The organism is Streptomyces sp. CB01881 (assembly GCF_002953255.1).
Lineage (GTDB): Bacteria > Actinomycetota > Actinomycetes > Streptomycetales > Streptomycetaceae > Kitasatospora.
On the sequence record NZ_CP026498.1, the window covers coordinates 493,862 to 519,999 of the forward strand.

General features: G+C 73.9%; 23 protein-coding genes. 15 read left to right on the plus strand and 8 right to left on the minus strand.

Translation table 11 applies throughout. The features are described from left to right. Positions 1-33 precede the first annotated feature (33 nt). The 4 genes from C2142_RS02375 to C2142_RS02390 are packed head-to-tail and all read left to right on the plus strand — an operon-like array spanning position 34 to position 3,757. Entirely contained in the window at positions 34-948 is a 915-nt protein-coding gene (locus C2142_RS02375) for a phytanoyl-CoA dioxygenase family protein (RefSeq protein WP_148640842.1), read from the plus strand. Further along, on the plus strand, positions 945-1,964 hold the full coding sequence (locus C2142_RS02380; protein ID WP_241002327.1) for a thiamine pyrophosphate-dependent dehydrogenase E1 component subunit alpha: 1,020 nt from the start codon (positions 945-947) through the stop codon (positions 1,962-1,964). Before C2142_RS02375 ends, C2142_RS02380 begins: the two co-directional genes overlap by 4 nt. Beyond that, positions 1,961-2,923, plus strand: a complete 963-nt coding sequence (locus C2142_RS02385) for a transketolase C-terminal domain-containing protein (RefSeq protein WP_148640843.1) — start codon at positions 1,961-1,963, stop codon at positions 2,921-2,923. The genes C2142_RS02380 and C2142_RS02385 overlap by 4 nt, the downstream gene beginning before the upstream one ends. A 42-nt stretch (positions 2,924-2,965) precedes the next feature. Continuing rightward, complete coding sequence (locus C2142_RS02390) at positions 2,966-3,757, plus strand: DUF3050 domain-containing protein (protein ID WP_148640844.1); 792 nt, start codon at positions 2,966-2,968, stop codon at positions 3,755-3,757. 111 nt (positions 3,758-3,868) lie between these two features. Here C2142_RS02390 and C2142_RS02395 read toward each other — a convergent pair whose 3' ends face one another. Next, entirely contained in the window at positions 3,869-5,218 is a 1,350-nt protein-coding gene (locus tag C2142_RS02395; RefSeq protein ID WP_148640845.1) for an acyltransferase, read from the minus strand. Between the two features lie 246 nt (positions 5,219-5,464). Between C2142_RS02395 and C2142_RS02400 the strand changes: the two genes are divergently transcribed. The 4 genes from C2142_RS02400 (at position 5,465) to C2142_RS02415 (ending at position 10,103) form a co-directional block, all read left to right on the plus strand. Further along, positions 5,465-7,831 (plus strand): FHA domain-containing protein, encoded by a 2,367-nt coding sequence (locus tag C2142_RS02400; protein WP_148640846.1) that lies wholly within the window; start codon positions 5,465-5,467, stop codon positions 7,829-7,831. Between the two features lie 63 nt (positions 7,832-7,894). Beyond that, positions 7,895-8,437, plus strand: coding sequence for a hypothetical protein (locus tag C2142_RS02405; RefSeq protein ID WP_148640847.1), 543 nt, complete (start codon positions 7,895-7,897; stop codon positions 8,435-8,437). 263 nt (positions 8,438-8,700) lie between these two features. After that, positions 8,701-9,687, plus strand: coding sequence for a serine/threonine-protein kinase (locus tag C2142_RS02410; RefSeq protein WP_148640848.1), 987 nt, complete (start codon positions 8,701-8,703; stop codon positions 9,685-9,687). Positions 9,688-9,728: 41 nt separating this feature from the next. After that, entirely contained in the window at positions 9,729-10,103 is a 375-nt protein-coding gene (locus C2142_RS02415) for a DUF1304 domain-containing protein (RefSeq protein WP_148640849.1), read from the plus strand. A gap of 83 nt (positions 10,104-10,186) precedes the next feature. On the opposite strand, the gene C2142_RS02420 is transcribed toward C2142_RS02415, so the two are convergent. Beyond that, complete coding sequence (locus tag C2142_RS02420; RefSeq protein WP_148640850.1) at positions 10,187-11,524, minus strand: streptophobe family protein; 1,338 nt, start codon at positions 11,522-11,524, stop codon at positions 10,187-10,189. 360 nt (positions 11,525-11,884) lie between these two features. On the opposite strand from C2142_RS02420, the gene C2142_RS41395 reads away from it, so the two are divergent. From C2142_RS41395 to C2142_RS02440, 4 genes are all read left to right on the plus strand, one after another. Continuing rightward, positions 11,885-13,342 (plus strand): DUF6777 domain-containing protein, encoded by a 1,458-nt coding sequence (locus C2142_RS41395; RefSeq protein ID WP_162600478.1) that lies wholly within the window; start codon positions 11,885-11,887, stop codon positions 13,340-13,342. A 266-nt stretch (positions 13,343-13,608) separates the two neighbouring features. Next, positions 13,609-15,072 (plus strand): MFS transporter, encoded by a 1,464-nt coding sequence (locus tag C2142_RS02430; protein WP_148640852.1) that lies wholly within the window; start codon positions 13,609-13,611, stop codon positions 15,070-15,072. 303 nt (positions 15,073-15,375) lie between these two features. Next, positions 15,376-16,422: an ATP-binding cassette domain-containing protein gene (locus C2142_RS02435; RefSeq protein WP_148640853.1), complete on the plus strand. Its 1,047-nt coding sequence runs from the start codon at positions 15,376-15,378 to the stop codon at positions 16,420-16,422. Next, positions 16,419-17,243: an ABC transporter permease gene (locus C2142_RS02440; RefSeq protein WP_148640854.1), complete on the plus strand. Its 825-nt coding sequence runs from the start codon at positions 16,419-16,421 to the stop codon at positions 17,241-17,243. The genes C2142_RS02435 and C2142_RS02440 overlap by 4 nt, the downstream gene beginning before the upstream one ends. Before the next feature lie 127 nt (positions 17,244-17,370). Here the strand turns inward: C2142_RS02440 and C2142_RS02445 are convergent, their stop codons facing one another. The 3 genes from C2142_RS02445 to C2142_RS02455 all read right to left on the minus strand — a co-directional run bounded on the left by C2142_RS02445 (position 17,371) and on the right by C2142_RS02455 (position 19,061). Next, positions 17,371-17,715 carry a hypothetical protein gene (locus tag C2142_RS02445; protein WP_148640855.1) on the minus strand — a complete coding sequence of 115 codons (345 nt, stop codon included), beginning with the start codon at positions 17,713-17,715 and terminating at the stop codon, positions 17,371-17,373. A 209-nt stretch (positions 17,716-17,924) separates the two neighbouring features. Further along, the gene (locus C2142_RS02450) at positions 17,925-18,395 is read right to left on the minus strand and encodes a hypothetical protein (RefSeq protein WP_148640856.1); all 471 of its coding nucleotides are present in this window, start codon (positions 18,393-18,395) and stop codon (positions 17,925-17,927) included. Between the two features lie 159 nt (positions 18,396-18,554). After that, the gene (locus C2142_RS02455) at positions 18,555-19,061 is read right to left on the minus strand and encodes an RDD family protein (protein WP_162002390.1); all 507 of its coding nucleotides are present in this window, start codon (positions 19,059-19,061) and stop codon (positions 18,555-18,557) included. Between the two features lie 474 nt (positions 19,062-19,535). Here C2142_RS02455 and C2142_RS02460 point away from each other — a divergent pair, with 474 nt between their 5' ends. The 3 genes from C2142_RS02460 (at position 19,536) to C2142_RS02470 (ending at position 22,837) form a co-directional block, all read left to right on the plus strand. Next, a complete protein-coding gene (locus tag C2142_RS02460; protein WP_148640858.1) occupies positions 19,536-20,648 on the plus strand; it encodes a substrate-binding domain-containing protein in 1,113 nt (370 codons plus the stop codon). A 60-nt stretch (positions 20,649-20,708) separates the two neighbouring features. Next, positions 20,709-21,497, plus strand: coding sequence for an ATP-binding cassette domain-containing protein (locus tag C2142_RS02465; protein ID WP_148640859.1), 789 nt, complete (start codon positions 20,709-20,711; stop codon positions 21,495-21,497). Between the two features lie 71 nt (positions 21,498-21,568). Beyond that, on the plus strand, positions 21,569-22,837 hold the full coding sequence (locus C2142_RS02470; protein WP_148642133.1) for a sugar ABC transporter permease: 1,269 nt from the start codon (positions 21,569-21,571) through the stop codon (positions 22,835-22,837). Positions 22,838-22,877: 40 nt separating this feature from the next. On the opposite strand, the gene C2142_RS02475 is transcribed toward C2142_RS02470, so the two are convergent. The 3 genes from C2142_RS02475 to C2142_RS02485 all read right to left on the minus strand — a co-directional run bounded on the left by C2142_RS02475 (position 22,878) and on the right by C2142_RS02485 (position 26,051). After that, positions 22,878-23,876 (minus strand): endonuclease/exonuclease/phosphatase family protein, encoded by a 999-nt coding sequence (locus tag C2142_RS02475; RefSeq protein ID WP_241002328.1) that lies wholly within the window; start codon positions 23,874-23,876, stop codon positions 22,878-22,880. A gap of 294 nt (positions 23,877-24,170) precedes the next feature. Beyond that, positions 24,171-25,187 (minus strand): UDP-glucose 4-epimerase GalE, encoded by a 1,017-nt coding sequence (gene galE, locus C2142_RS02480; protein WP_148640860.1) that lies wholly within the window; start codon positions 25,185-25,187, stop codon positions 24,171-24,173. A gap of 144 nt (positions 25,188-25,331) precedes the next feature. Further along, complete coding sequence (locus C2142_RS02485) at positions 25,332-26,051, minus strand: hypothetical protein (RefSeq protein WP_194235749.1); 720 nt, start codon at positions 26,049-26,051, stop codon at positions 25,332-25,334. Positions 26,052-26,138 lie beyond the last annotated feature (87 nt).

Here is a 26,138-nt window from a genome sequence, read left to right on the forward strand (position 1 = left end):
CACCCCCGACCCGCCCGAAGGAGGCCACAACTCATGACCACTGCGACGGAGTTCCAGCTCACCGAGGCCGAGAGCGCACTGCTGCCCACCCCCGAGGAGGTGGCCGGCTACCTCGAACACGGCTGGTACCTCTCCCGCCGGCTGTTCAGCGACGAGGAGCTGGACACGCTCCAGGCCGCCACCGAGAAGTACTACGAAGGCCACCGGAACCGCCAACTGCCCGTCCGCCCACCGCACCTGGCCTCCTGGGAGCCCTCGCACGGCCCGGTCCAGCGGCACAACGACTACGTGCACTTCGAGAGCGACGCGATCGGCGCGATCCTGCGCAAGCCACTGCTCGGCGCCGTCGCCGCACTGCTCGCCGAGGCCGAGGAGATCCGGGTCTTCCAGGCGACGCTGATCTACAAGCCGCCGGTCCCCGAGGAGCCGAGCAACCAGGTGCCCTGGCACTTCGACAAGCACTACTGGCAGACCTCCTCCTCCGAGCGGATGCTCACCGCGTTCCTGCCGTTCCACGACTGCCACGAGGAGAACGGCACCATCACCATGATCGACGGCAGTCACCGCTGGCGCGAGCTGGACTCCGGCGAGGACTCCACCCGGCACTTCGCCCACCGCGACCGGTCCGAGCTGGAGGAGCTCCTCGCGGAGAACGCCCGCTTCAACGGGCAGCAGGTCCGCAAGGTGCCGATGCCGATCCCGCGCGGGCACGTGAGCTTCCACCACTGCCGCACCTATCACGGCAGCGGCCCCAACCTCGCCGCCACGCCCCGTCGGGCGGTCTCGCTGCACCTCCAGGACGGCGCCAACACGTACCGCAGGGCCACCCGGCCGGACGGCGGCACGGTGGTCTACAACCACGACGTGGTGGTCCGCCGCACCGCCGACGGCCGTCCCGACTACGCCGACCCGGACATCTGCCCGACGCTCTGGCGGGGAGCACGGTGACGGCCCGGACCCGGACGCCCGTCGCGCCACCCGCCCCCATCGCCCCTCTCGGTACCCCCGGGCAGCGGTACCGGATGCTGCGGCTGATCCGGGGCTTCGAGGAGCTGGCGCTCCGCCTGGTGAAGTCAGGGGTGATCACCGGCGGCATCCACCCCTACATCGGGCAGGAGGCCGTCGCGGTCGGCGTCTGCGCCGCGCTGGGCCCCGGCGACCGGCTCACCTCCACCCACCGCGGCCACGGCCACGTGCTCGCCCGGGGCGCCGAGCCGCACCGGCTGCTGGCCGAACTGGCTGGCCGTGTCGACGGGTTGAACCAGGGACGGGGCGGCTCGATGCACGCCGCCGACCTCTCGCTGGGCATCCTGGGCGCCAACGGCATCGTCGGCGCCGGCGCACCGATCGCGGTCGGCGCCGCCTGGGCGGCCCGGCAGGCCGGCGACGGCACGGTGGCGGTCTCCTTCTTCGGCGACGGAGCGCTCAACCAGGGCGTGCTGCTGGAGTCGCTCAACCTGGCCGCGATGTGGCGGGCGCCGGTGGTCTTCGTCTGCGAGAACAACGGCTACGCGACCACGCTGCCCGCCGCCACCGCGGTCGCCGGCAGCGCCGTCGGCCGCGCCGCCGCCTTCGGCATCCCGGCGGTGACGGTCGACGGGATGGACACCGAGGCCGTCCGGGCGGCGGCCGAGGAGGCCGTGCACCGGGCGCGCACCGGCGGCGGCCCCGGCTTCCTGGAGTGCCGCACCTACCGTTTCGAGGGCCACCACACCATGGAGCGGCGGATGAAGCTGCACTACCGCACGGCGGAGGAGGTGGACGCCTGGCGCACCCGCGACCCGCTCCCCCGGGCCGCCGCCGCGATCGGCGACGCCCGCGCGGCCGAACTGGACGCCGAGGTGGCCGCCGAGCTCGCGGAGGCCGAGCGATTCGCACTCGCCTCCGAACACCCGGACCCGGCAGGCGCGTTGACGTACCTGTACGCCGACGGGCGGCAGCCGCGGGCGGGGGCGGTGGGATGACCAGGCTCTCCTACACCAAGGCGCTCAACCGGGCACTGGCCGACGAACTCGCCGCCGACCCCGCGGTCTGCGTCTTCGGCGAGGACATCGGCGCCGGCCTGGCCGGTCCGACCCTCGGGCTGCTCGACCGCTTCGGACCGGAGCGGATCGTCGACACCCCGCTCTCCGAACAGGCCTTCACCGCGATGGCGATCGGTGCGGCCCTGGCCGGCCACCGCCCGGTGCTGGAGTTCCAGATCCCCTCGCTGCTCTTCCTCGTCTTCGAGCAACTCGTCAACCAGGCCCACAAGTTCTCCCTGATGACCGGCGGCCAGGCGGGCGTCCCGCTGACCTGCCTGGTACCGGGCTCCGGCTCCCGGGACGGCTGGGCCGGCCAGCACTCCGACCACCCGTACAGCCTGTTCGCACACGCCGGGGTGAAGACCGTCGTGCCCGCCACCCCGACCGACGCCTACGGTCTGCTCCGCTCGGCCGTCCGCGACCCCGACCCGGTCATCGTGTTCGCGCCCGCCGCGGCGCTGCCCGTCCGCGAGACGGTCACCTGGGAGCTGGCGCCGATCCCGCTCGGCTCGGCGCGCGTGCACCGGGAGGGCACCGACGTCACCCTGGTCGCCGTCGGCCACCTGGTGCACGACGCACTGGCGGTCGCCGGGGAACTGGCCGACGAGATCTCCGTCGAGGTGCTCGACCCCCGCACCCTCCACCCCTTCGACTGGGAGGCGCTGGCCGCCTCGCTGGATCGCACCGGCCGGCTGGTGGTCGTCGACGACTCCAACCGCAGCTGCGGCATCGGCGCCGAGGTGCTGGCCACCGCCGCCGAGGAGATGCGGCTGACCGTCCCGCCGCGCCGGGTCACCCGCCCGGACGGCGCGGTGCTCCCCTTCGCCCCCGCCCTCGACCGCGCCCTCCAGCCCGGCCGGGAACAGCTGCGGCACGCCCTGCGCGCCGTCATGAAGTAGCCCGCCCCACCCCGCACCCCCTTCCCCCGTAAGGAGCCCCACATGTCCACCAACCGCTACCACTGGGACCGTTCTCACCCCGGCCTGAGCAGCCTCCAGCAGGCCATCGACCCGCTGCGCCGCGAGGTCGTCGGCCACACCGTCTACGGCGGCCTCAACAGCATCGGGCGGGTCCGCACCTTCCTGGACCGGCACGTCTTCGCGGTCTGGGACTTCATGTCACTGCTCAAGAGCCTCCAGCGCGAGCTGACGAGCGTCGAGGTGCCGTGGGTCCCGAACGGGCCGACCGCCAGCCGCCGGCTGATCAACGAGATCGTCCTGGTGGAGGAGAGCGACGAGCTCGGCGAGGGCTACACCAGCCACTTCGAGCTGTACGTCGAGGGCATGCGGCAGGCCGGCGCCGACCCGAAGCCGGTCGAGGACTTCCTGGGGCTGCTGCGCTCGGGCACCGCGGTGCCCGAGGCGCTCAAGGGCGCCGGGGTGCCGCAGGCCGCCGTGGACTTCACCTCGACCACCTGGGAGATCATCGAGAACGCCCCGGTCCACTGCCGCGCGGCCGCCTTCGCGTTCGGCCGCGAGGACCTCATCCCCGACATGTTCGCGCAGGTCATCAAGATCGAGGACCCGGACGGCGCGCTGACCGTCTTCAAGGACTACCTCGCCCGGCACATCGAGGTGGACGGCGAGCAGCACACGCCGATGGCGATGCAGATGCTGATCGACCTCAACGGCGACGACGACGCCAAGTGGGCCGCCTGCGCGGAGACCGTCCGCCTCGCCCTGCGGGCCCGGGTGCAGCTCTGGACGGCGATCGAGGAGGCCTTCCCGGCCTGATCCGACCGGGAAGGCGGAGGGGGACGGCCGGGCGGCGGCCGTCCCCCTCCGGCGCGCCCCGGGCCTCCGGGCGCCACCCGGCACGCCTCCCGACGCCGCTCGGAGCACCTTTCAGAGCACCTTGGGCACCGTGGCGGCCACCGCCGGCAGCACGTCCGCCGGGTCGCGGTGGCGGTGCAGCTCCGCCCGCCCCTCGGCGCCGCGCAGCCGGGCGGCCAGCCGGGCCGGGAGCACGACGGTGGTGAGCAGCCCGGTGCCGTGGAAGCCCTCGACCGTCCAGGAGACCCACGGCAGCGGGTAGTTGGCGGCCGGGCTGAAGAACACCGGCCGGCAGCCCTGGAACCGGATCCGGTACGCCCCGAACCGGCTCCAGTTGGAGAAGCTGAACCGGCGCCGCTGCGGGTCGAAGCCGAGCGGCACGCAGTCGCGCAGCCGGTCGCGCCCGAGCGACTCCAGGAAGGCCAGGTTGGAGCGGAGGTTGAGGTGCTCCCCGGTGAAGTCCTCGACCGCCGACCGGAGGGCGGCGGCGAGTGCGGCCGGCCCGTCCTCCGGTACCTGCGCGAGGTGGACCTCGCTGAGCAGGTTGCCCACCAGGGACGCCGGCAGGCCGAGCGGGCGGCGCGCGTTGACCGGGACGGTCAGCCGGCGCTCCTCCCGGTCGCCGTCCAACTCGCGGACGACCGAGACGACATGGGCACAGATCGCATCGCCCGAGGAGAGCCGCCGACCCACCTCCTTCTCGAAGTCCGCACGCATCCGGGCGATTTCGTCGTCGCCGAAGTAGATCTGGACGGTCCGATTGGCGCGGGGCCCGGCCGCCACCTCGCGGGCCAGGGCGGCGGCCTCGACCGGCGAGGGCAGCCGGAATCCCGGCCGGCCGCAGTCCTCGGCAGGCAGCACCCAGTCGAGCATGGCGTCCTGATCCTCGATCAGCTCGGCCTCGGGAAGCTCCTCGCCCTCGACCGCGGCGGACCAGGCGTGCATCAGCAGCATGAAGCTCTGCAGGTCGCCGATCGCGTGGTGCCAGGAGCAGCCGAGCACGGTGCCGCCGGCGGAGGGCCGGGTGAGCCGCACGGTCAGCAGCGGGACGCCGCCGGCCCGCGCGGCGGGGGCGTCCACCGGGTCGACGAGTCGCCCGCCGGCCGAGGTGAGCCGGCCCATCGCCTCGGCAAGGGTGCCGTCGACGTCGTAACCGTCCACCGGGACACCGGAGTCGTCGCAGACCACCTCCAGTGCGCCGTCGACGGTGCGCAGCCGCCCGGCGAACACGGGGACCCGCTCCAGCGCCAGGGCCAGCCCGGCGGCGAGCCGGTCCTCGTCCAGTGACTGCTCGAAGAAGAGGACGACCGAGACGGAGAGGTCGGCCAGCATGGTGTCCATCAGCCCGCAGCGCAGGACCGTCCCGGGGGCCCGGCCGGCCCGGACGAGCCGGGAGTCGCGCAACTGCGGCCAGACGCTCATGTGTCCATCCCCGGGGCTCGCTAGAAGTCGTGCACAGCAAATGACAGGGCGGCACCCACGGACGGCGGGGCGGCACCCCGAACGATAGGGCAGCGGCCCGGCGCCGATCCAGTGGTCCAGTCCAATTTTTCGGTCCCGCCACCGCCCCCACGCGGTGCCCGCCACAGGGCACACCGCCGTGCCCGCCACGGGGCACACCACGCTCCCGCCCTGCTGCGCCCGCCCGTCCGGACTAGAATCCCAGGCATGGGAGAGCGCGCAGGCGCACCCGACGCGCCGCCACTGGTACTCGTCACCGACTCGGACTCGCAGCTGATCGACCCGGGCCGGGCCTACCACGTCGGCCGCGACCCGACCAGCGAGATCGTCCTGGACGACCCCCGGGTCTCCTGGCACCACGCCGTGCTGCGCGCCGCCGCCGGCCACTGGCTCCTGGAGGACGTCGGCAGCACCAACGGCACCTTCACCGACGGCCGCCGGATCCGGCAGGAGGACGTCGGCCCGGGCACCCGGCTGCGGTTCGGCGATCCGGCCGACGGCCCGGCCGCGAGCTTCGCCGGCCTGCCCGCGCCCGCCGTCGGCGAGCGGCCGTCGTTGATCGCCCCGCAGGCCTCGGGCGTCTTCCGCGCACCCAGCGCGATCATCCGGTTGCCGGGCCGGACGGTGCGGATCGGCCGGGCGGGCGACAACGACCTCGTCCTGGACGACCTGGTGGTCTCCCGCCACCACGCGGAGTTGCGCACCCTCCCCGACGGCGGCCACGAGATCGTCGACCTGTCCAGCCACAACGGCACCTACCTCAACGGCCGTCCGGTGGACCGGGCCCCCGTCGGCCCGGCCGACATCGTCGGCATCGGCCACTCCGCGCTCTGCCTGTCCGGCGACGAACTGGTCGAGTACACCGACACCGGCGAGATCTCGCTCAACGTCCAGGGCCTGGTGGTCCGGGTCGGCCCCGACCACCGGGTGCTGCTCGACGGCGTGGGCTTCCCGCTCGCCGAGAAGGCCCTGCTCGCGGTGGCCGGGCCGAGCGGCGCCGGAAAGTCCACCCTGCTCAACGCCCTGACCGGGCTGCGCCCCGCCGACGAGGGCACCGTCCTCTACGACGGTCGCGACCTCTACCGCGACTACGCCGAACTGCGGCGCCGGATCGGCCTGGTGCCGCAGGACGACATCCTGCACACCCAGCTCACCGTCCGCCGCGCCCTCTCCTACGCGGCCGAATTACGGTTCCCCGGCGACACCAGCAAGGAGGAACGCGAGGCCCGGGTCGACGAGGTGATCCGCGAACTCGGCCTGGAGAGCCGGGCCGACCTGGTGATCTCCAGCCTCTCCGGCGGCCAGCGCAAACGCGTCAGCGTCGCCCTGGAGCTGCTCACCAAGCCCTCGCTGCTCTTCCTCGACGAGCCGACCTCCGGCCTCGACCCGGGCATGGAGCGCTCGGTCATGACGATGCTGCGCGGCCTCGCCGACGACGGCCGCACGGTCGTCGTGGTCACCCACAGCGTGCTGAGCCTGTCCGTCTGCGATCGGCTGCTGGTGCTGGCTCCCGGCGGCCGGACCGCCTACTACGGCCCGCCCGACGAGGCGCTGGAGTTCTTCGGCTACACCGAGTGGCCGGAGGCCTTCGAGGCCTTCGAGAGCGAGGACCACGCCGCCTTGCAGCACCGGTTCCGGGAGTCCCCGCAGTACCAGCGGTACGTGGCCGCCGGCGCGCTGCCGGCCGTCCCGGCCCCGTACGCCGCCGCGGCCGGCGGGAGCCCGATCGGCCCGGAGAAGCCCCAGGGCTGGTCCTCCCAACTGGCCACCCTGGTCCGCCGCTACACCGCCGTGCTGGCCGCCGACCGGCTCTTCCTCACCGTGATGATCGCCCTGCCGTTCATCATCGGCGTCATGTGCCGCGCCATGGCCGGCTCCCGGATCACCTCCGAGAACGCCATCAACGTGGTGCTCACGCTCTGCATCGGCGGGCTGCTCACCGGCTCCGCCAACGCCGTCCGCGAGATCGTCAAGGAACGACCGATCTACCAGCGCGAACGGGTGGTCGGGCTCTCCAGATCGGCGTACCTGGTCTCCAAGGTGGTGGTGCTCGGCACGATCACGGTGGTGCAGGCGGGCGTGCTGACCACCGTCGGCCTCGCCGGGGTCGAGCTCAGCCCCAGGCTGGCCACGGGGGTGCAGGTGCACAGCGGCGTCGTGCTGCCGCCGCTGGCAGAGCTGATCCTGGCCGTGGCGCTGCTCTCCTTCTCGGCGATGATGCTCGGCCTGCTGGTCTCGGCGCTGGTCCGCAAGGAGGAGGCCACCATGCCGATGCTGGTGCTCCTCTCGGTGGTGCAGATCGTCTTCAGCGGCGCCATGCTGAAGCTGCACGGGGTTCCCGGTCTGGAGCAGTTCGCCTGGCTGGTGCCGTCGCGCTGGGGTCTGGCCGCCATGGCCCAGACCATCGACCTGCACACGGTCTTCCCGACCGCCATCACCGCCGACCCGCTGTTCCGCCCCGACCGCACCCGCTGGCTGCGCTGCATGGGCATGCTGGTGGGCCTCTCGGCGGTGCTGGGCGTCGCCGTGCTGGCACTGCTGCGCCGGCAGGAGCCGGCGATCATGCGCAAGTAGCGCGAGCATCGGGAACACCGGAAGCAGCCCTGCGACAAGCAGCCGGGAGACAGGCAGCCGCCCATGGACGAGTTCGAGTTCCGCCCGACCCATGTCGCCCCGCCGGGCGGGATGGCCACCTGGGCGGCGCCGGACCCGGGCCGTCCCTCCACCCCGCTGGACCCACTGCTGCCGGTCCGGCTGATCGGCCGGCAGGGCGACTGGGGGCAGGTGCTCTGCTCCAACGGCTGGTCCACCTGGGTGGACGGCCGGCTCCTGGTCTCCCTCCCCGAGGCGCCGCCGGGTGCCCTCGGCCCGGCCGCCCGCACGGCCGACCCGCGCCCGGCGCTGGCCGAGGCCGAGGGGGCCCTGGCCCGCTACCGCTCCCTGCTGGAGGACCTCGCCGCCGGCAGCAGCGACCTGGAGACGTTCCGGGACCGGTCACGCGGCCTGCGGATCGGGCTGGTCATCGACGGCGAGGAGCTCTGGGTGTTCGACCCGGTACACGACCGCTGGTGCTACTGCGACGGCCTCCAGCTCCAGACCTACGCGGTCGCCGGGCGCCCACGGGCGGCGCCGCCCGCCCCGCCCGGCGCGTACGAGCCGACCCGGACGGGTGAGCCGTGATCCCCCCGGACCGGCCGGACGACGCGAACCCGCGCCACCCCGAACCCGGCGAGGCGGAGCCCGGTGGCACGGAGCACGGTGGCACGGAGCCCCGCCGCGCCGAACCCGGCGACGCGAGCCCCGGCGGCACGGAGCCCGGCGACGCAAAGCCCGGTGGCACGGAGCCCCGCCGCGCCGAATCCGGTGACAGTACGCACCTGCCCGGCACGGAGTCCGCTCGTGCCCGGCGCGAGCCGGAGAGCTCCCCCAGCCTGCCGTCCGGCATGGTCGGGCGCCAGGTGGCCGGCTACCGGCTGGAGGCCGAGATCGGGCGGGGCGGCATGGCGGTCGTCTACCGGGCCAAGGACCTGCGGCTGGGCCGGACGGTGGCGGTGAAGCTGCTGGCGCCCGAGCTCGCCCGCAACGAGGTGTTCCGGCAGCGGTTCATGCACGAGTCGGAGGCCGCCGCCGCGATCGACCATCCGCACATCATCCCGGTGTTCCAGGCCGGCGAGGCCGACGGCATCCTGTTCATCGCGATGCGCTACGTCCAGGGCGGCGACCTGCGCGGCCTGATGAACCGCGGCGGCCCGTTCGCGGCCGAGCGGGCCGCCCGGCTGGCGCTGCAGATCGCCTCGGCCCTGGACGCCGCGCACGACCGCGACCTGGTCCACCGGGACGTGAAGCCCGGCAACGTGCTGGTCGCCGCCGGGACGGACAGTGAACACCCCGAACACCTCTACCTGGCCGACTTCGGGCTGACCAAGAAGTCGCTCTCGCTCAGCGGGCTGACCAGCGTCGGCCAGATCGTCGGCACCCTGGACTACGCCGCGCCCGAGCAGATCTCCGGCCGGCCGCTGGACGGCCGCTGCGACCAGTACGGCCTGGGCTGCGTGGTGTTCGAGATGCTGGCCGGGGCGCCGCCGTTCCGTCGCGAGAGCGATCTCGCGCTGCTCTGGGCCCACCTCAACGACCCGCCGCCCACCCTGCGCGACCACCGCCCCGACCTGTCCGCCGCCGTGGACGCCGTGGTGGCCAGGTCGCTCGCCAAGGCCCCCGAACAGCGGTACGCCGACTGCCTCCAGTTCGTCGCCGAACTGCGGGCCGCGATCGCCGCCGGCGCCGGCGCCGGGCCCGGCGAGGCGTGGCGGTCGGGCGGCCCGGCGACCCAGGTCGTCCCGGTCGTCGGCTCGGCCGGTCCGACCGAACCGCCCGTCGTCCCCGAGCCCCCGCCCTGGGCGGCCCCGGTCGTCCGCCCGCCGCAGCACTGAACCCGCCCGGCCCGAGCCCCTCCCCCGAACGCGGAGCCCTCATGAACGCCGCCAGCCAGCTCTTCGCCCTGCTCGCCGCAGCGATCCACGTGATCGTGTGGCCGCTGGAGAGCTTCCTCTACGGGCATCCACGGGTCCGCTACCTGCTCACCGGCAGCACGGCGGACGCGCCCGAGGTCCGGCTCTGGCGCTTCAACGTCGGCTTCTACAACCTGTTCCTCGCGCTCGGCCTCGCCGCCGGGGTCACCGCCCTGCACACCGGGCACGCGACGACCGGCCGCGCGCTGATCACCTACGTCAGCGCGTTCATGATCGCCGGCGGGATCACGCTCTTCGTCTCCGAGCCCAGGCTCTGGCGCGGGGCCCTCGGCCAGGCGGTCCCCCCGGCGATGGTCCTGATCGCCGACCTGTTCTGAGCCGTTCCGTTCTCCGAGCTGCTCCGAACCGACCCGCTCCGAACCGACCCGCTCCGAACCGACCCGCTCCGACCCGGGCAGCGCTAGGGACCCTTCACCTCGCCGGGCCGCCCCAGCCCCGCCGCCAGCAGGCCGCCCAGCCACCCCGCCACCAGACCCCACCCCGCCGCCAGCGGGACGGCCACCCAGAGCTGGGCGCTGAGCGAGAGCGAGCCGCCGCCGAGGCCGGCCAGCGGGTTGCTCCCGCCGAGGACGGACCCGAGGAGGTCGCCGAGCCCGCCCTCGCCGACGCCGACGCCCAGCACCGAGAGCCCGTAGTCGGCCGAGACCCGGGTCCAGACGCCCACCAGCAGCATCGTGACGGCCGCCGCCGCGCCCAGCCGGACGGCGTGCCGCCAGACCCGGACACCACGCGGCGAGCGGTACGCGGTGAGGAACCCGGCCGCGAGCATCAGCACGGCGGCCAGCGGCAGCAGCCACCAGGCGCGGGCGTCCTGCTCCGCGAGGGTGCCGAGGCTGACGGTGGCCTCCTGGCCGTCCGGTGCGCGGAGCACCGCGGCCAGCGACTTCGGCACCGGAAGACCCACCGCGCCGGCCAGGTGTCCGTGCCACTCGGCGCCGAGCCCGACGCCGAAGGCCATCCAGACCAGGTTGGGCAGGGCCAGCAGGAGCACGGCCATCGTCTCCCGCGCGTTGTCGTGCACGGCGGCGGTCAGCAGGCCCGCCACCACCCCGATCGCCACATAGGCGAGCAGCACCAGCAGCATCGCGAACGCGGCCGGGCGGACGGCCTGCTGGAACGGCACCAGGGCCCTCGGCAGCGGCGCCCGGCGGGAGACCGCGAAGGCGGCCGCCAGGACGACCAGCAACCAGAGCAGCCCGAGGCCGACGGTGCTCACCGCCTCGGCGTGGAAGCCGACCTCGGGGGCCAGGCCGAGGGCGCCGCCGAGCTGCTCGACGAGGTCGTTGCCGAGCGGGACGGCGAACGTGTGCTGGGCACCGACGGTGAGCAGCGCGAGCGCCACCACCCAGACGGCCGCCGTCCGGGCGACCCGGCCGAGCAGTTCACCGCCGTGGGCGACGGCCCGGAACCGCAGCTGGCGCAGGAACACCTCGGTCATGACCAGCGCGCCGGTCAGGCCGACGGTCAGCGGCATCGCGGTGATGCCCGCGTCCACGTGGGCGAAGAAGCCGGCGCCCCCGTCGAGTTGGACGGTGCCGCCGACGGCCAGCGCCAGCGTGGCGGCCAGGACCGACGGGAAGCCGCCGCCCGGCAGCGCGTCGGCGCCGGCCGCCCAGAGGCCGAGCGCGGCGACGGCCGCCATCGCGGCGAGCCCGGCGAGGACGACCGCGAGCGCGTCCAGCCAGCCGCGCAGGGCGCCGGGCGGTCCCGCCGCCGCGGTGGGGGGCTCCGGGTGCATGGGGGCTCCTCGTGGACTCGGGTGCCCCCCTCGCGTCTGAGACCAGGTTCACCCAGGACGGTCCGCCGCGCGCTGCGTACGCACGGCGACGCCGCGGCAGGCGGACCGCGGCGGCGCGGCAGGCGGACGGCGTCGGCGCGTACAGGCGGCCCGGCGGTGTCGCCGCCGATGGAGGCGGCGGCGCCACGGGCGGACGCCGGCGGCAGCGCCACGCACGGACGGGGACGACGCCGCGCGCGGACCGCGACGGTGGCGCCACCTGGTGTTGCGGCGTCCGGTCGGCGGGGGCAGAAATGGAAGCCAGTGGCAGGAGCCTTCTGTGCCGGTCGTTTCGCCGGCAGCCTGCGAAACGGAGCCTCGATGAGTTCCCAACCGCCCCCGTCCGGCCCCCCGTCCGGACCGCCCGCCGGCCCCCCGTCCGGACCGCTCTCCGGGCCGCCCTCGGGCCCGCCGTCGGGCCCGCCGTCCGTTCCCCCGTCCGGGCCCTCAGGCCCGGGCGCTCCTTCCGGCGGCGCACCGGGCGGGCCGTCCGGCGGGCGTCCGACGCCGTGGTGGCGCTCCGGCAGGAAGCTGGCACTGGCCGCCGGCACGGCCGCGCTGGCCGTCCTGGCGACGGTGCTGATCGTCAACAGCAACGGCAAGAACGGCGGGGCAAGCGACGCCATCCCGGCCGCCAACGAGGTGGCGCTGCAGACGCCGTCCGACCAGGGTCCGGCGCCGTTCACCCAGTCGGTGGAAACCACCGGTGTCACCGCCCCGCAGCCGACGTCGGCCGCCCCCGCCAACCCGAGCGGCACCACGAAGACCACCGCCGCGGCCTCGCCGACCGGCATCCACAGCGTGCAGGGTTCGTCGGCCGGGCTGTACGCGGGCTCGATGTCCAAACCGGCCTGCGACGTCGACCGGCTGATCTCGATGACGTCGACCGGGGACACCGGACGGGCCTGGGCGTCGGCCCAGGGAATCAGCCAGGCCGATATTCCGGCCTATCTGCGCTCGCTGACCTCGGCCTACCTGCGGGTGGACACCCGGGTGACCAACCACGCCTACAAGGGCGGTGCGTCGGTCGCCTACCAGTCCGTCCTGCAGGCCGGCACCTCCGTCCTGGTGGACGCGCAGGGCGTGCCCCGGGTGCGGTGCGCCTGCGGCAATCCGCTGGGGCCGCCGACCCTGGTGACCGACGCCAAGTACACCGGCACCTCCTGGGCGGGCTTCCACCCGTCCACGCTGGTCATCGTGGTGCCGGCGCCGCAGCCGGTGAGCGAGTTCATCCTGGTGAACGTCTCCACCGGCGGCTGGTTCGCCCGGGTGACGGGACAGGTCAAGGTGGAGGACCGGCCGGTCCAGCCGCCGAAGGAGCTGGCGCCGGGCATTCCGCCGGCCGCGCCGATGAAGCCTGCCACGCCGTCCGCCTCGGTGTCGGGGTCCACCTCGGCCTCAACCTCGGCCACCACTTCGGGCTCCACCTCGGCCTCGACCTCGGCCACCACCTCGGGCTCCACCTCGGGCTCCGGCTCGGCCTCCACCTCCTCCGGCTCGCCGTCCGGGCCGTCGTCCTCGGCGAGCACCGGCTCGAAGTCGGCCTCCTCCTCCGGCGCCTCGTCGTCCTCGCCACCGACGTCGTCCGGCAAGCCCACGATGACCGTGACACCGTCCGCGCCGACGACAACGACGACCGCGAAGACGGCTACGGCTACGGCTACGGCTACAACGACGACCACCGCGACAGCGACGGCTACAGCGACGACCACGGTCACGGGCACGACGACGGCCACGGGCACGACGACCTCGGCCCAGCAGACGGCGACGGCGACCTGAGCGACCGTCCCGCCTGCACCCCAGCCACGGGTGCGACGGCCGGGTGCGACGGCCGGCTGACCCTTCCACCTCCCGCCATGGCGGCGGGCGCCTCGGACCGAACGAGGCGTCCGCCGCCATTTCACGCCATCCACCAGCAAGGTTGGATTATCAAATGCTCTAAGGCTAGGGTGAGTCCCGATTTCAAACCACCTCACCCGTCGGCGCCCTGGAGCCCCCAGTGACTCTCCCCCGCACCACCGCGACCCGCACCCCGGAGGTGCCCGATGCCGCGCACTGACCGCAGCGGGACCGTCCTGCTGGCCGCCTGCCTCGGCCTGTTCACCGTCTTCATGCAGACCACCCAGACCATCGGCACCCTCGGCGCCGTCCGCGCCGGCCTGGGCCTGGACGCCGCCGACCTGGTCTGGATCCCGAGCATGTACACCCTGGTCGTGGCGTCCGTGGTGCTCGGCGCGGGCGCCTTCGCCGACCGGTGGGGGCGGCGGCGGATCTTCCTGATCGGCACCCTCGCGATGGGCGCCGGCGGCCTGGTCCTGGTGTCCGCCGACAGCCTCGCCGCCGTGCTCGCCGGGCAGGCGGTCGCCGGCCTCGGCGGCGCGCTGATCACCCCCAGTTCGCTCGCCCTGGTCACCCACGCCTTCCCGGACCCGCGCCGCCGGGCCGGGGCGATCTCCGCCTGGGCCGCCGCCTCCGGCCTCGGCCTGGCGCTCGGGCCGGTCACCGCCGGACTGGCACTGCGCTGGTCGACCTGGCACGCGGCCTTCTGGCTCGGCCCGGCGATCGCCGCACTCGCCGCGGCCGCCGCCCTGCTGGGCGTGCCGGAGTCCCGGGTCGAGGGCGGCCGGCTGGACTGGCCCGGGCAGTTCCTCGCCACCGCCGGGCTGGCCCTGCTGATCTACTGGCTGATCGACGGCGGCCATCACGGCTATCTCGCGGGCAGGCCGCTGGCCGCCGCCGTCACGGCGGCCGTCCTGCTCGCCGGCTTCACCGTCGTCGAACTGCGCCGCGACCACCCGCTGCTCGACCTCCGGCTGATGCGCAGCCCCTCGTACAGCGCCGCCCTGCTGCTGGCCGCCACCGTGCTGTTCGGATTCGTCGGCCTCTCCCTGCTCCAGGTGCTCTGGCTCCAGCAGGTGCGCGGGCTGACCGCACTCCAGGTCGGTGTCCAACTCCTCGCCGAGTTCGGCACGTTCATCGTGGCCTCGGCACTGGCGGGGGTCCTCGGACGGCGGGTCGGGGCGGCTCCGCTGATCTTCACCGGGCTGCTGCTGGCGGCGGCCGGCGCCGTACTCTTCGCCGGCGTCGGAGCAGCCGACGCCTTCGGCGGCTACGCCCCGGCACTGGTGGTCTTCGGCCTCGGCTGCGGCCTGGCCAACGCACCGTCCACCGCGCTGGCCGTCGGCCAGGTGCCGCGCGGCAAGGAGGGCGTGGCGGCCGGGACGGTCAACGCCGCCCGCCAGGTCGGTGCGGTGCTCGGCACCAGCATCCTCGGCACGTTGATGACCACCCGCTTCGAATCCGGCCTCGGCCGCCTCCCCCGGCCTGAACCGCTGGACGTGGCACGGGCGTTCACGGACGCCGTCGGCCACGCCGCCACGGTCTGCGCCGTCGTCCTGCTGGCCGGAACGGTGGCCGGAGCGGCCCTGTCGGCCCTCACCCGCCGCAACCGGCCGGCGCCCCCCGCGCCCGCCCCGGCCCGTCCGGAGACGGTCTCCGCACGGAGTTGACGGGCCGTCAGACTCCGGAGCGCGCGCCGCCACCGCCGCTACGGAGGGCGACGCTCGCCCCGAGCCCGGCCGTGCCCGGGCTCCTGGCCCCGGCTGCGACCCAGCCGTGCCCGGGCTCCTGGCCCCGGCTGCGACCCGGCCGTGCCCCGGCTCCTGGCCCCGGCCCGGCACCGGGGCCCGTCGTGGGCACGGGATGCGCTGCCGTGGGCGCGGGCTGCGCGGGCGGCGGGGAGGACGACAATGGAAGAAGATCCGGCCGGGCCGGTCCCGGCGGCAACCGTCATCACGAGTGGGGACGTGCCCATGGGACAGGCAGCCATCAGCGTCGTCGGTCTCACCAAGCGGTTCGGTCCGGTGGCCGCCCTGGACGGGGTGGACTTCGAGGTCCCGGCCGGCACCGTGTTCGGCCTGCTGGGGCCCAACGGCGCGGGGAAGACCACGGCGATCCGGATCCTGACCACCATCCTGCGCCCGAGCGGCGGCCACGCCGTCGTCCTCGGGCACGACGTGGTCCGGGAGGCGGCGACCGTGCGGCGGCTGATCGGGCTGGCCGGCCAGTACGCGGCCGTCGACCCCAACCTCACCGGGCGGGAGAACCTGCGCCTGATCGGGCGCCTCACCCAGCTCCCCCGCGCCCGCCTCCGCCCCCGCGCGGCCGAACTGCTGGACCGCTTCGACCTCACCGAGGCCGCCGACCGCCCCGTCCGCACCTACTCGGGCGGGATGCGGCGGCGGCTCGACGTCGCCGCGGCCCTCGTGCCGGAGCCGCCGGTGCTCTTCCTCGACGAGCCGACCACCGGCCTCGACCCGCAGAGCCGCACCGCCCTGTGGGAGCTGATCCGCGAACTGGTCCGCGACGGCACGACCGTCCTGCTCACCACCCAGTACCTGGAGGAGGCGGACCGGCTCGCCACCCGGATCGTGGTGGTCAACGAGGGCCGGATCATCGCCGACGACACCCCCGCCGTCCTGAAGACGCGGCTCGGGAACACCGTGATCGAGCTGGGGATGGGCGACGAGGCCCGGGCCGTCCGGGCGGCCGCCGTCATCGCCGGCCGCACCGGCGAGCCGCCCGAGCGCGAGGGGGCGCTGCTCCGACTGGCCTCCCGGGACGGGTCGCGGCTGCTCCTCGACGTCCTGCACTCGCTGGACACCGGTGACCTCGTCCCGCACACGGTGACCGTCCGCGAGTCGAGCCTCGACGACGTCTTCCTCGCCCTGACCGGACACCGGACGCAGGGCCCCGCGCCCGCCGCCGGGGCCGTACCCGCCGGGGCCGTAGCCGCCGGGGCCGTAGCCGCCGAACCCGCGCCCGCCGAAGGCACCGCTTCCCCCGGAGGCCCGTCATGACCGTGACCGACGCCGGCCGGCTCGGCACCCGTGCCGGTGAGCTCGGCGACCGCATCGCCGCGCCGGTGCGCGACGGCCTCGCGGTGGCCTGGCGCAACCTGATCGCACTGCGCCGGGTGCCGCGGCTGCTGATCTTCTCCACCATCCAGCCGCTGGTCTTCGTGCTGATGTTCCGGTACGTGTTCGGCGGGGTGGTCGGCCCCGCGCTGCCGCCCGGCGTCGGCTACGTGGACTTCCTGATCCCGGGCATCTTCGTGCAGACCGCCGTGTTCGGGTCGATGAACACGGCGATCGGCCTGGCGACCGACATGCAGACCGGGCTGATGGAGCGGTTCCGCTCGCTGCCGATGGCGAGGTCGGCCGTGCTGTCCGGGCGCACCACGGCCGACCTCGCGCGGAACGTGTTCGTGGTGACGCTGATGACCGCCGTCGGCTTCGCGCTGGGCTTCCGGATCCACGCGGGCGTGGCCGCGTTCCTCGGCGGCGTCCTGCTGGTGCTGGCGTTCGGCTTCGCGATGTCGTGGATCTTCGCGGTGGTCGGCCTGGCGGTCGGCGATCCGGAGACCGCCCAGGCCGCCGCCTTCCCCGTCCTCGCGCCGCTGGTGTTCGCCTCCTCGGCCTTCGTCCCGGTGAGCACCATGCCCGGCTGGCTCCAGGCCTTCGCCGAGCACCAGCCGGTGTCCAAGACCGCCGAGGCGGTCCGCGTCCTGGTGCTCGGCGGCCCGGCGTCCACCGCGGTCTGGGAGGCGCTCGCCTGGGACGCCGGGATCGTCGCGGTCTTCGCCCCGCTGGGCGTCTGGTTCTACCGCCGGGCGGTGTAGGGCGTCTCCCGCCCACCGGGTGTGCCCCGGCATCCGGCCGGCGGCGTTTACGTGCCCGCGGGATTTGCCGTGCCTACGGGGCTTGCCGTGTCTGCAGGGCTTGCCGTGCTCACGGGGCTTGCCGCGCCTACGGGAGCTCCTCGTGGTGGCCGCAGAGCCAGGCCAGCGCGCCGTACGCACCCAGGGCGTAGTCGGCGTCCACCCCGCGCCCGGCGCCCGCGCGGATCTGGACGGCGGCGGCCTGGAACTCCGCCAGCAGCTGAGCCCGGCACGGGCCGACGGCGCCGACGGCCGCCGACGCGGTCACCGGGGCGCCCACCTGGGTGCCGACCGCCCAGCGGTAGGCGCCCAGGACGCCGTGCTCGTAACGCGTCCACGGCTGGCGGCGGCTGTTCGCGGCCTCCAGGGCGGCGAACACCTCCGCCACCGAGCGCACCCCCACCGCCACCATCGTCGTCTCCTCGGCAGTCATGCCCCCGACGCTACGACCGCATCGGCGGAACCGCCGCCCGGCACCACCCGGTGCTCCGGCCCGCCGCCCCCGGCACCCTCCCCTGCACCGACCCGCCGACGGCCCCCGGACGGCCGGTCGGACGCTCCTCCGGGCGGTCGCGGCCGGGCCGCGGCGGGCGGTGCGCCGCTGATCCGACCGGGTGAACCCCGCGCACCGGCCGCGGCCCTTCAACGGCTCTCGATGGTCACCGTCCCGTGCAGCAGCCGGCCCGCCACCCGCGCCTTCTCCAGGCTCCGGGTGAACGCCGCCACCCGCTCCTGCGGCTCCAGGCTCATCAGGCCGGCCGGCCAGGTGCCGGGCGGGACCACGATCACCACCACGCCGCCCCGGCCCTCCGCGGCCGCCAGCCAGCCCGGCGACACCGCGACCCCGGCGGCCGGCTCCCACACCTGCCGCCCACCCACCAGGACCAGCCGCTCGAACCGCTGCGCGCCCACCTCGACCACCCCGGTGGTGGCCGGCGGCTCCCCGGCCGCGAGCACGAACCCGCTGTCGACGGCGTCCACCACCAACTCCCCGTGCAGCCGCGCGCCGACCTCCACGATCGCCTCCGCGACCAGCACCCCGGCCGACTCGCGCACCGCGAAGGCCCACACCATCGGCGCCCGCCGGGCGCCCTCACCCGCCTCGTCTCCCACACCCTGACCAACGAGCCGACCGCCCCTGCGGCTTCCCCCGACCGGGAGAATCCGTCGCGGAAAGTCCCCCGGCAGGGCCGCTGAGCAAGCCGACCGTCCACGGAACCACGGCCACCCCGTGTCGTAGTCGCCGACCCGCCCGGTCACAGCGCGCGCGAACTACTCGCCGGCCGGACTCCCGGCCGTGGAGGCCCAGTCCTCCGCATCGCTCTTCTGCTCAGCGGGCCGCATCGCGTCCTGCGGATCCTTGACGACGATCGTGTCGACCATCTTGTCCCACAGCTGCTGGGTGTTGCGGTCCCAGAGCAGCCAGAAGTAGACGATCCCGAAGGTCACCCAGGCGAGCAGGCCGATGACCGGTTTGGCGATCGCCTCGCGCAGGAACATCGTGCCCCAGGTCGCGGTCTGCTCCGTACGCAGTTTCACGCAGCGCATTCCGAGCACCTGCTTGGCCGGCGTCTGGCCATTGGCGAAGGCGAAGAGCGACCAGATTAACCAGCCGATGACCAACGTGACGACGATGAGCACTCCCTCCAGCAGGTACTCCCCGAAGCGCAGGGCCGGGGTGGCGAGCGGAACCCCCTGGGGAAGGCCCGCGACCTGGCGGCAGAACTGGCACGCCAGGCCCTGGCCCCAGTCACGGCCGCAGTTGGGGCAAGGTCGCACGGGTGGGGTTTGCACCGAGTCAGCTGGAACAGACATGACGAACTCCCGATCCGATACCGGGGTCGGTTCCACGTGCCGTCTGCCGAAGGACGGGCCCGGCCGCGCCAGGTCCGTGATCCCGGTCCGGGTCCGGCACAGGACCATCGACGCCCTAGTTCGACCCTGCACCCCGGTCGTGGCCGGGCGCAAGGGGCCCCGGCCCACCGTCCGACCACTCCCCGTGCCCCCTCTGGCCGGCAGTGCGCCCGAGCGTCGCACCGCGGGCGCCCCCGGCTCAGCCCCGGGGCGGCCGCGGCGGCGCGACCCAGGCGGCGAGCGCGAGCGCCCGACAGGAAGGCCCCCGGGGGCCTCACGGCGGCCGGGGGGCCGTCCAGGGTGCCCTTCCTGACCCGTTCGGCGCAGCCCGGATCGTGGTGGCGGCCCGGTGTTCACAGACTCGGATGCGGGGGTGGACTCAACCGGAGAGGCATCCTCATGACCAACGCTCTTCGCCGCGCCCTCGCGGTGGCCGCCGTGCTTTCCGTCGGGGCCGGCCTGGCGTCCTGCGGCAGCGCCAAGCAGTCGACCGGCACCACGTCCTCGGGAACGGCGAGCGGGACCGCAGCCGGGGCGGTGAAGATCGGCCTGCTGCTGCCGGAGACCAAGACCACGCGCTACGAGCAGTTCGACCGTCCGCTGATCGAGCAGAAGATCAAGGAACTGGCCCCGAACGCCCAGATCGACTACTACAACGCCAACCAGGACGCGACGACCCAGCAGACCCAGGTCGACACCGCCCTGACCAAGGGCGACAAGGTCCTCATCCTGGACCCGGTGGACTCCAAGTCGATCCAGTCCTCCGTCCAGAAGGCCCACGACGCGGGCGTCAAGGTGGTCTCCTACGACCGCCTGGCCCAGGGGCCGGTCGACACGTACGTGTCCTTCGACAACCACAAGGTCGGCCAGTTGCAGGGCCAGGCCCTGGTGGCGGCGGTGGGCGACAAGGCCGGCGCCGGACAGATCATCATGATCAACGGCTCGCCCACCGACCCGAACGCGGCCGACTTCAAGGCCGGCGCGCACAGCGCCATCGACGGCAAGCTGAAGATCGGCAAGGAGTACGACACTCCCCAGTGGGACCCGAACATCGCCAACCAGGAGGCCGCCGCGGGCATCACCGCGATCGGTGCGAACAACGTCGTCGGCATCTACTCCGCCAACGACGGCATGGCCGCCGGTATCGCCACCGCGCAGAAGGCGGCCGGGATCAACGTCCCGCTCACCGGTCAGGACGCCCAGCTCGACGCCATCCAGCGCATCCTGATCGGCACCCAGACCATGACGATCTACAAGCCCTTCAAGCCGGAGACCGACGCCGCCGCCGAGATGGCCGTCAGCCTGGCCAGCGGTGCGACCCTCAACCCCACCGTCGTGCCGACGACGGCGACCAACGGCAGCAACCACAAGACGCTGGCCAACCTGATCACGCCGGTCGTCGTGAACAAGGACAACATCAAGACCACCGTGGTCCAGGACGGCCTCTACACCGTCGCCCAGATCTGCACGCCGGACTACGCCGCCGCCTGCACCGCGGCCGGCCTCCAGTAGTTCCGACGCTACCCCGACACGAGCATGCCCCGTCTCCGAACCGGAGACGGGGCAAGGGAGTTGGTCACTGTGGCAGGTGAGACCGTACTGGCCCTGCGCGGGGTCTCCAAACGGTTCGGCGCCGTCCAGGCGCTCACCGACATCGAACTGGAGGTGCACTCCGGCGAGGTGGTGGCCCTGGTCGGCGACAACGGCGCCGGCAAGTCCACCCTGGTCAAGGCGATCGCCGGGGTGCACCAGCCCGACGAGGGCGTCATCGAGTGGCACGGCAAGCCGGTCACCATCCACCGCCCGCAGGACGCCCAGCAGTTGGGCATCGCCACCGTCTACCAGGACCTCGCGCTCTGCGACAACCTCGACGTGGTCGGGAACCTCTTCCTCGGCCGCGAGATCCGGCGCTTCACCATCCTCGACGAGGTCGCGATGGAGAAGCGCTCCCGCACGCTGCTGGACACCCTGTCCATCCGCATCCCCAGCGTGCGGATCCCCGTCGCCTCGCTCTCCGGTGGTCAGCGCCAGGTGGTCGCGATCGCCCGCGCGCTGATCGGCTCGCCGAAGATCGTGATGCTGGACGAACCCACCGCGGCCCTCGGCGTCGAGCAGACCGCCCAGGTCCTCGACCTGGTCGAGCGGCTGCGCGAACAGGACCACGGCGTGATCCTCATCAGCCACAACATGGCCGACGTGATGGCCGTCGCGGACACGGTCGCGGTGCTCCGCCTCGGCCGCAACAACGGTGTCTTCGACAAGCGCTACACCAACCAGGAAGAGATCATCTCGGCCATCACCGGAGCCACGGACAACGCCGTGACCCGCCGGAAGGCCCGTGGCCAGGAGGATTCCCAGTGAGCGAGAACTTCCCCGGGGGCACTGGGGGCGGCGAGCCCGAGCGCCACCACGTCCCGCTGCCCGAGGACAGCATGCCCAAGGGCGGCGTCAACGCGCCCGTCCCGGTGGCGCCCGAGGCCACCCCGGCCATCGACCCCCGACTGATCGTCCGCCAGGAGGGCATCAAGGGGTACCTCGGCGAGTTCCGCCGCCGCCTCGGCAGCGGCGAACTCGGGTCACTGCCGGTGGTGCTGGCCCTGATCGTGATCTGGGCCGTGTTCGGCAGTCTCAACAGCAGCTTCCTCTCCGCCCAGAACCTCTCCAACCTGTCCCAGCAGATCGTCGGCACCGGCATGATCGCGATCGGCGTGGTCTTCGTGCTGCTGCTCGGCGAGATCGACCTCTCGGTCGGCTCGGTCAGCGGACTGTGCGCGGCGATCTACGCCGTCCTGAGCGTCACCGACGGCGTCAACCAGTACCTCGCGCTGCTCACCGCCCTCGTCGGCGGTGCGGTGGTCGGCTGCATCCAGGGCGTCTTCTTCGCCAAGGTCGGCGTCCCCGCCTTCGTCGTCACCCTCGCCGGTAACCTCGGCTGGAACGGCCTGATGCTGCAGATCCTCGGCACCAACGGCACGGTCAACCTGCCCGGCAACGACTTCGTCTCCAAGCTCTACAGCACGATCTACGGGCAGCAGATCGCCGCCTACGGCACGGCGGCGATCGGCGTCCTGCTCTTCGTAGGGGCCTCGTTGTTCGACGCGCGCCGCCGCCAGGCCGCGGGCGTGCCGTCCCGTCCCGTGTCGGACATCGCGCTGCGGACCGTGGTGCTGGCGATCATCGCCTTTCTCGCCGCCTACACGCTCAACCAGTACAAGGGGCTCCCGCTGGCGCTCCTGATCTTCCTGATCTTCATCGTGGTGCTGGACTTCGTGCTGCGCCGCACCGCCTACGGCCGGCAGGTCTTCGCGCTCGGCGGCAACATCGAGGGCGCCCGGCGCGCCGGCATCAACGTGTCCGGGATCCGGATCAGCGTGTTCACGATCTGCTCCACCATGGCCGCGGTCGGCGGCCTCTTCCTGGCCGCGCAGATCCAGTCGGCCAGCCAGACCTCCGGCGGCGGCAACCTGCTGATGAACGCCATCGCCGCGGCCGTCATCGGCGGCACCAGCCTGTTCGGCGGACGCGGCTCGACCTGGTCGGCCCTGCTCGGCGCGCTGGTGATCGGCTCGATCCAGTCCGGGATGAACATCCAAGGCCTCAGCAACGCCATCCAGTTCATGGTCACCGGCGCGGTGCTGCTGGCCGCGGTGGTCATCGACTCGCTGGCCCGCCGCACCCAGAAGGCCGCCGGCCGCGCCTGAGCGGCGGCGCGCCCCCGGCCTCAGGGCTCAGCCGGTCACGTCAGCCGGTCACCGCGAGTTCGGCGACCACGGCGCGGTGGTCCGTCCCCGGCAGCCGGTGCTCGGCGACGGACACCGCCGTCAGCGCGTCTCCGTGCAGCACGTGGTCGATCTGGATCACCGGCGGCAGGTAAGGGTAGCCGGCGTTGTCCTCCGGCCAGGTGGGCGAGACCCCGCGGCCCAGTTCGGCGTGGGTGTCGGTGAGGCCGGTGGCGAGCAGCTCGCGCATCGGGGCGTGGTCGAGGGTCGCATTGAAGTCGCCCAGGAAGACGGCGTTGCGGGTGGCGCCGGTGGCCGCCGCCCGCAGGCCGGCGAAGTCCCGGGACCAGCGCCCGGCATCGCCCAGCGGGTAGTAGGTGTGCACGGCTGTCAGCCGGACCGTCCGCTCGCCGACCGCGACGTCGGCGGCCACCTGGGCACGGGCCGCCTCCGGCGCCGAGGCGTCCAGCGGGGCGAGCGGCAGCCGGGAGTAGAGCGCGGTGTCCCGGCCCGGCCGGGCCTGCCGGTAGGGCAGCAGCCCGGCGATCCCGGCCCGGTCCAGGGCGGCGGGCACTGCGCCCCAGAACTCCTCCACCGCGAGCACGTCCACCCGCTGCTCCCGCACCAGCTTCACCAGCGCGGCGGCGTCGACCTGGCCCTTGAAGGTGTTGCTGGTAGCCACCCTCAGCCGCGGCGCGTCGGCCGCCACCGAGCCGCCGTCCGGAACGAACCTCGGTACCAGCCAGCAGAGTTGGAGTACGGCGAGTACTCCGGCCACCCCGGCCGCCCACCACGAGCGCACCGCGAGCAGCACGGCCAGCGCCACCAGGGTGCCCGCCGCGACGTAGGGCAGCAGCACCATCGGCATGGCCAGCGAGGTGCCGTCGTCCCAGCCGCCGAGCCGGACCACGGCCAGCGCGGCCGGCACCGTCAGCCCGACCGCGCAGAGCCCGACCAGGACCCGCCTGGCCCAGCCCCACCGGCCCGGCCCGGCCCCGTCCCCCGCCGTCTGCTTCCCCACCCGCCACTCCCGTCACTCGACTCCGCCGGGAAGACGCCGCCTGGCGAGGTCCGGTTCCCGCGGCGGGAGCGGGCGCCCTTCTGGCCGGCCCGCCGGGCCGTCAGCCGCCGCGCACCAGGGGGCCGGCCGGGAAACCGGCAGGTCGACAGTGGTGAGGACGGACAGGAACCCACCCACCGACCGCCGCCGGACACGGCCCCGGGCTTCGACTACAGCTCTCCCTTCGACGCCTTGCGAGACGAGAACGAGACGCCGTGACGGGGTCCGGGGCCGGGGCCCTACCGAGCTGCCGGGTCAGGCGGAGGCGAGGCGGGCGGCCCACTTGGCGCGCCAGGCGAGGGCGTCGGTGACGCCCTCGGCGATAGTGCGCTGCGCCGTCCAGCCGAGCAGCTCGCGGGCGGTGTCGACGGCGGCGTAGCAGCCGATGACGTCGCCGGGGCGCGGGTCGGCCTCGCGGACGTCGAGCTTGGCGCCGACGGCCTCCTCGAAGGCGGTGACCAGCTCGCGGACGGTGGTGCCCTCGCCGGTGCCGACGTTGATGACCCGGTAGCGGTCGTCGGCGGCGGGCTTGACCACCTCGTCGAAGCGGGTGAGGGCGGCGACGTGGGCGTCCGCGAGGTCCTGCACGTGGATGTAGTCGCGGATGCCGGAGCCGTCGCGGGTCGCCCAGTCGACGCCGGTGACGGTGAACGGCGTGCCGTTGGTGTGGGCCTCGATCAGCTTGCCCAGCGCGTGGGTGGGGTTGAGGTCCTGGAGGCCGGTGCGCAGCTGCGGGTCGGCGCCGACCGGGTTGAAGTACCGCAGTGCGATGACGCGGATCCCCTCGGCGCCGTCACCGCGGGTCCAGTCCTGGAGGACGTGCTCCATCATCTGCTTGGTGCGCGCGTACGGGCTGTTGGCGTCGACCGCGCAGGTCTCGTCCACGCGGGCGTCCGGGGTGGGCGCGTAGATGGAGGCGGAGCTGCTGAAGACGACCCGGGTGCAGCCGTTGCGCTGGAGGGAGTCCAGCAGTTCGACGGTCTTGGCGACGTTCTCACGGTAGTAGAAGAGCGGCTTGGCGACCGACTCCGGCACGACGATCCGGGCGGCGCAGTGCAGGGCGGCGTCGATGTCGGGGTGTTCCGCGAAGATCCGGTCCAGCAGCGCACCGTCGGCGGTGTCGCCCTGGTAGAACACCCGGCCCTCGACGAACTCCGCCCGGCCCTTGGACAGGTCGTCGAGGATGACGGGCGTGATGCCCTGGTCGAGCAGCGCGGACGCCACGGTGCTGCCGATGTAACCCGCGCCACCGGTGATCAGGACCTTCTTCATACGCGGTTGCTCCCTTGCCTGGTCGGGCGCCTCCGTTCGGCGGCCCGTTGACAGCACGGACGACCGGGCCTGGGCGGCCGGTTCCGTCGGCCGTCCGATCGCTCGCGCACCGTCGGCTTCCGACCGGTCCCGTGGGGTCGCGGATCAGGCCTGGCGGGACCGGCGGCGCAGCCAGAAGCCGGTGGCGACCACGACGACGGCCGCGGCGGCGGTGCCGATGGCCGCCCAGGTGGCCGCTTCGGAGGTGCCGGCGCTCTTCTCGTCCTGCGGGATCTCCGCCGAGGTGACGGGCTTTCCGGCGCTCTGGGCGGAGGGCGTGGGCGCGGGGGTGACCGTCGGCGTCGCTGCGGCGGTGCCGGTCGGCGCGATCGTGGGCGCGGTCGTGGTCGTGGGCGCGGTCGTGGTCGTGGGCGCGGTCGTGGAGTTCGGCCCGGGCGCGGTCGGCCCGGAGGTGGTCGTCGGCGGGGTCGGCAGCACCGGGTCGACGATGGCCGCCGCCTCGACGTCCAGTTCGCGCTCGCCGTGGCCGAGGGAGGGGAACGCGCAGTCGACGGTGATCCGCCAGTGACCGGCGGGCAGGATCTCCCGGGTGGTGTAGGACCCGGGGTGGCCGGGGACGGCGACCAGCCGCCACGGTCCGGCCGAGCGGCCGTCCGCGGAGGTGGCGGCGAGCGTCCCGGCGAACTCCTCGACGACCGGTTCGTGGTCGTTCTCGAAGGTGGCCACGGTGGTGACGTGGCCGCCCTCCTGGCCGGTGACGTCGAGCTGGACGTTGTCCCCGTGGGCAACGGCCGGGAGGGCGGCGGGTCCGAGGACGGCCGCCCCGGCGAGGGCGAGGGCGACGGCGAGCGGTCGGATGCGCATGTCGGGGGTTCCTCGTGGGGGGATGGCCGGATGCGGCCGTCGCCGGTGTGACGTGGCGACGGCCGCACCCGGGTGGGTGGTGGGGGC

Coding starts and splice junctions, on each gene's coding strand:
- C2142_RS02375 (WP_148640842.1), top strand. CDS start 34: ATGACCACTGCGACGGAGTTCCAGCTCACCGAGGCCGAGAGCGCACTG.
- C2142_RS02385 (WP_148640843.1), top strand. CDS start 1,961: ATGACCAGGCTCTCCTACACCAAGGCGCTCAACCGGGCACTGGCCGAC.
- C2142_RS02390 (WP_148640844.1), top strand. CDS start 2,966: ATGTCCACCAACCGCTACCACTGGGACCGTTCTCACCCCGGCCTGAGC.
- C2142_RS02395 (WP_148640845.1), bottom strand. CDS start 5,218: ATGAGCGTCTGGCCGCAGTTGCGCGACTCCCGGCTCGTCCGGGCCGGC.
- C2142_RS02400 (WP_148640846.1), top strand. CDS start 5,465: ATGGGAGAGCGCGCAGGCGCACCCGACGCGCCGCCACTGGTACTCGTC.
- C2142_RS02405 (WP_148640847.1), top strand. CDS start 7,895: ATGGACGAGTTCGAGTTCCGCCCGACCCATGTCGCCCCGCCGGGCGGG.
- C2142_RS02410 (WP_148640848.1), top strand. CDS start 8,701: ATGGTCGGGCGCCAGGTGGCCGGCTACCGGCTGGAGGCCGAGATCGGG.
- C2142_RS02415 (WP_148640849.1), top strand. CDS start 9,729: ATGAACGCCGCCAGCCAGCTCTTCGCCCTGCTCGCCGCAGCGATCCAC.
- C2142_RS02420 (WP_148640850.1), bottom strand. CDS start 11,524: ATGCACCCGGAGCCCCCCACCGCGGCGGCGGGACCGCCCGGCGCCCTG.
- C2142_RS41395 (WP_162600478.1), top strand. CDS start 11,885: ATGAGTTCCCAACCGCCCCCGTCCGGCCCCCCGTCCGGACCGCCCGCC.
- C2142_RS02430 (WP_148640852.1), top strand. CDS start 13,609: ATGCCGCGCACTGACCGCAGCGGGACCGTCCTGCTGGCCGCCTGCCTC.
- C2142_RS02435 (WP_148640853.1), top strand. CDS start 15,376: ATGGGACAGGCAGCCATCAGCGTCGTCGGTCTCACCAAGCGGTTCGGT.
- C2142_RS02440 (WP_148640854.1), top strand. CDS start 16,419: ATGACCGTGACCGACGCCGGCCGGCTCGGCACCCGTGCCGGTGAGCTC.
- C2142_RS02445 (WP_148640855.1), bottom strand. CDS start 17,715: ATGACTGCCGAGGAGACGACGATGGTGGCGGTGGGGGTGCGCTCGGTG.
- C2142_RS02460 (WP_148640858.1), top strand. CDS start 19,536: ATGACCAACGCTCTTCGCCGCGCCCTCGCGGTGGCCGCCGTGCTTTCC.
- C2142_RS02470 (WP_148642133.1), top strand. CDS start 21,569: ATGCCCAAGGGCGGCGTCAACGCGCCCGTCCCGGTGGCGCCCGAGGCC.
- galE (WP_148640860.1), bottom strand. CDS start 25,187: ATGAAGAAGGTCCTGATCACCGGTGGCGCGGGTTACATCGGCAGCACC.
- C2142_RS02485 (WP_194235749.1), bottom strand. CDS start 26,051: ATGCGCATCCGACCGCTCGCCGTCGCCCTCGCCCTCGCCGGGGCGGCC.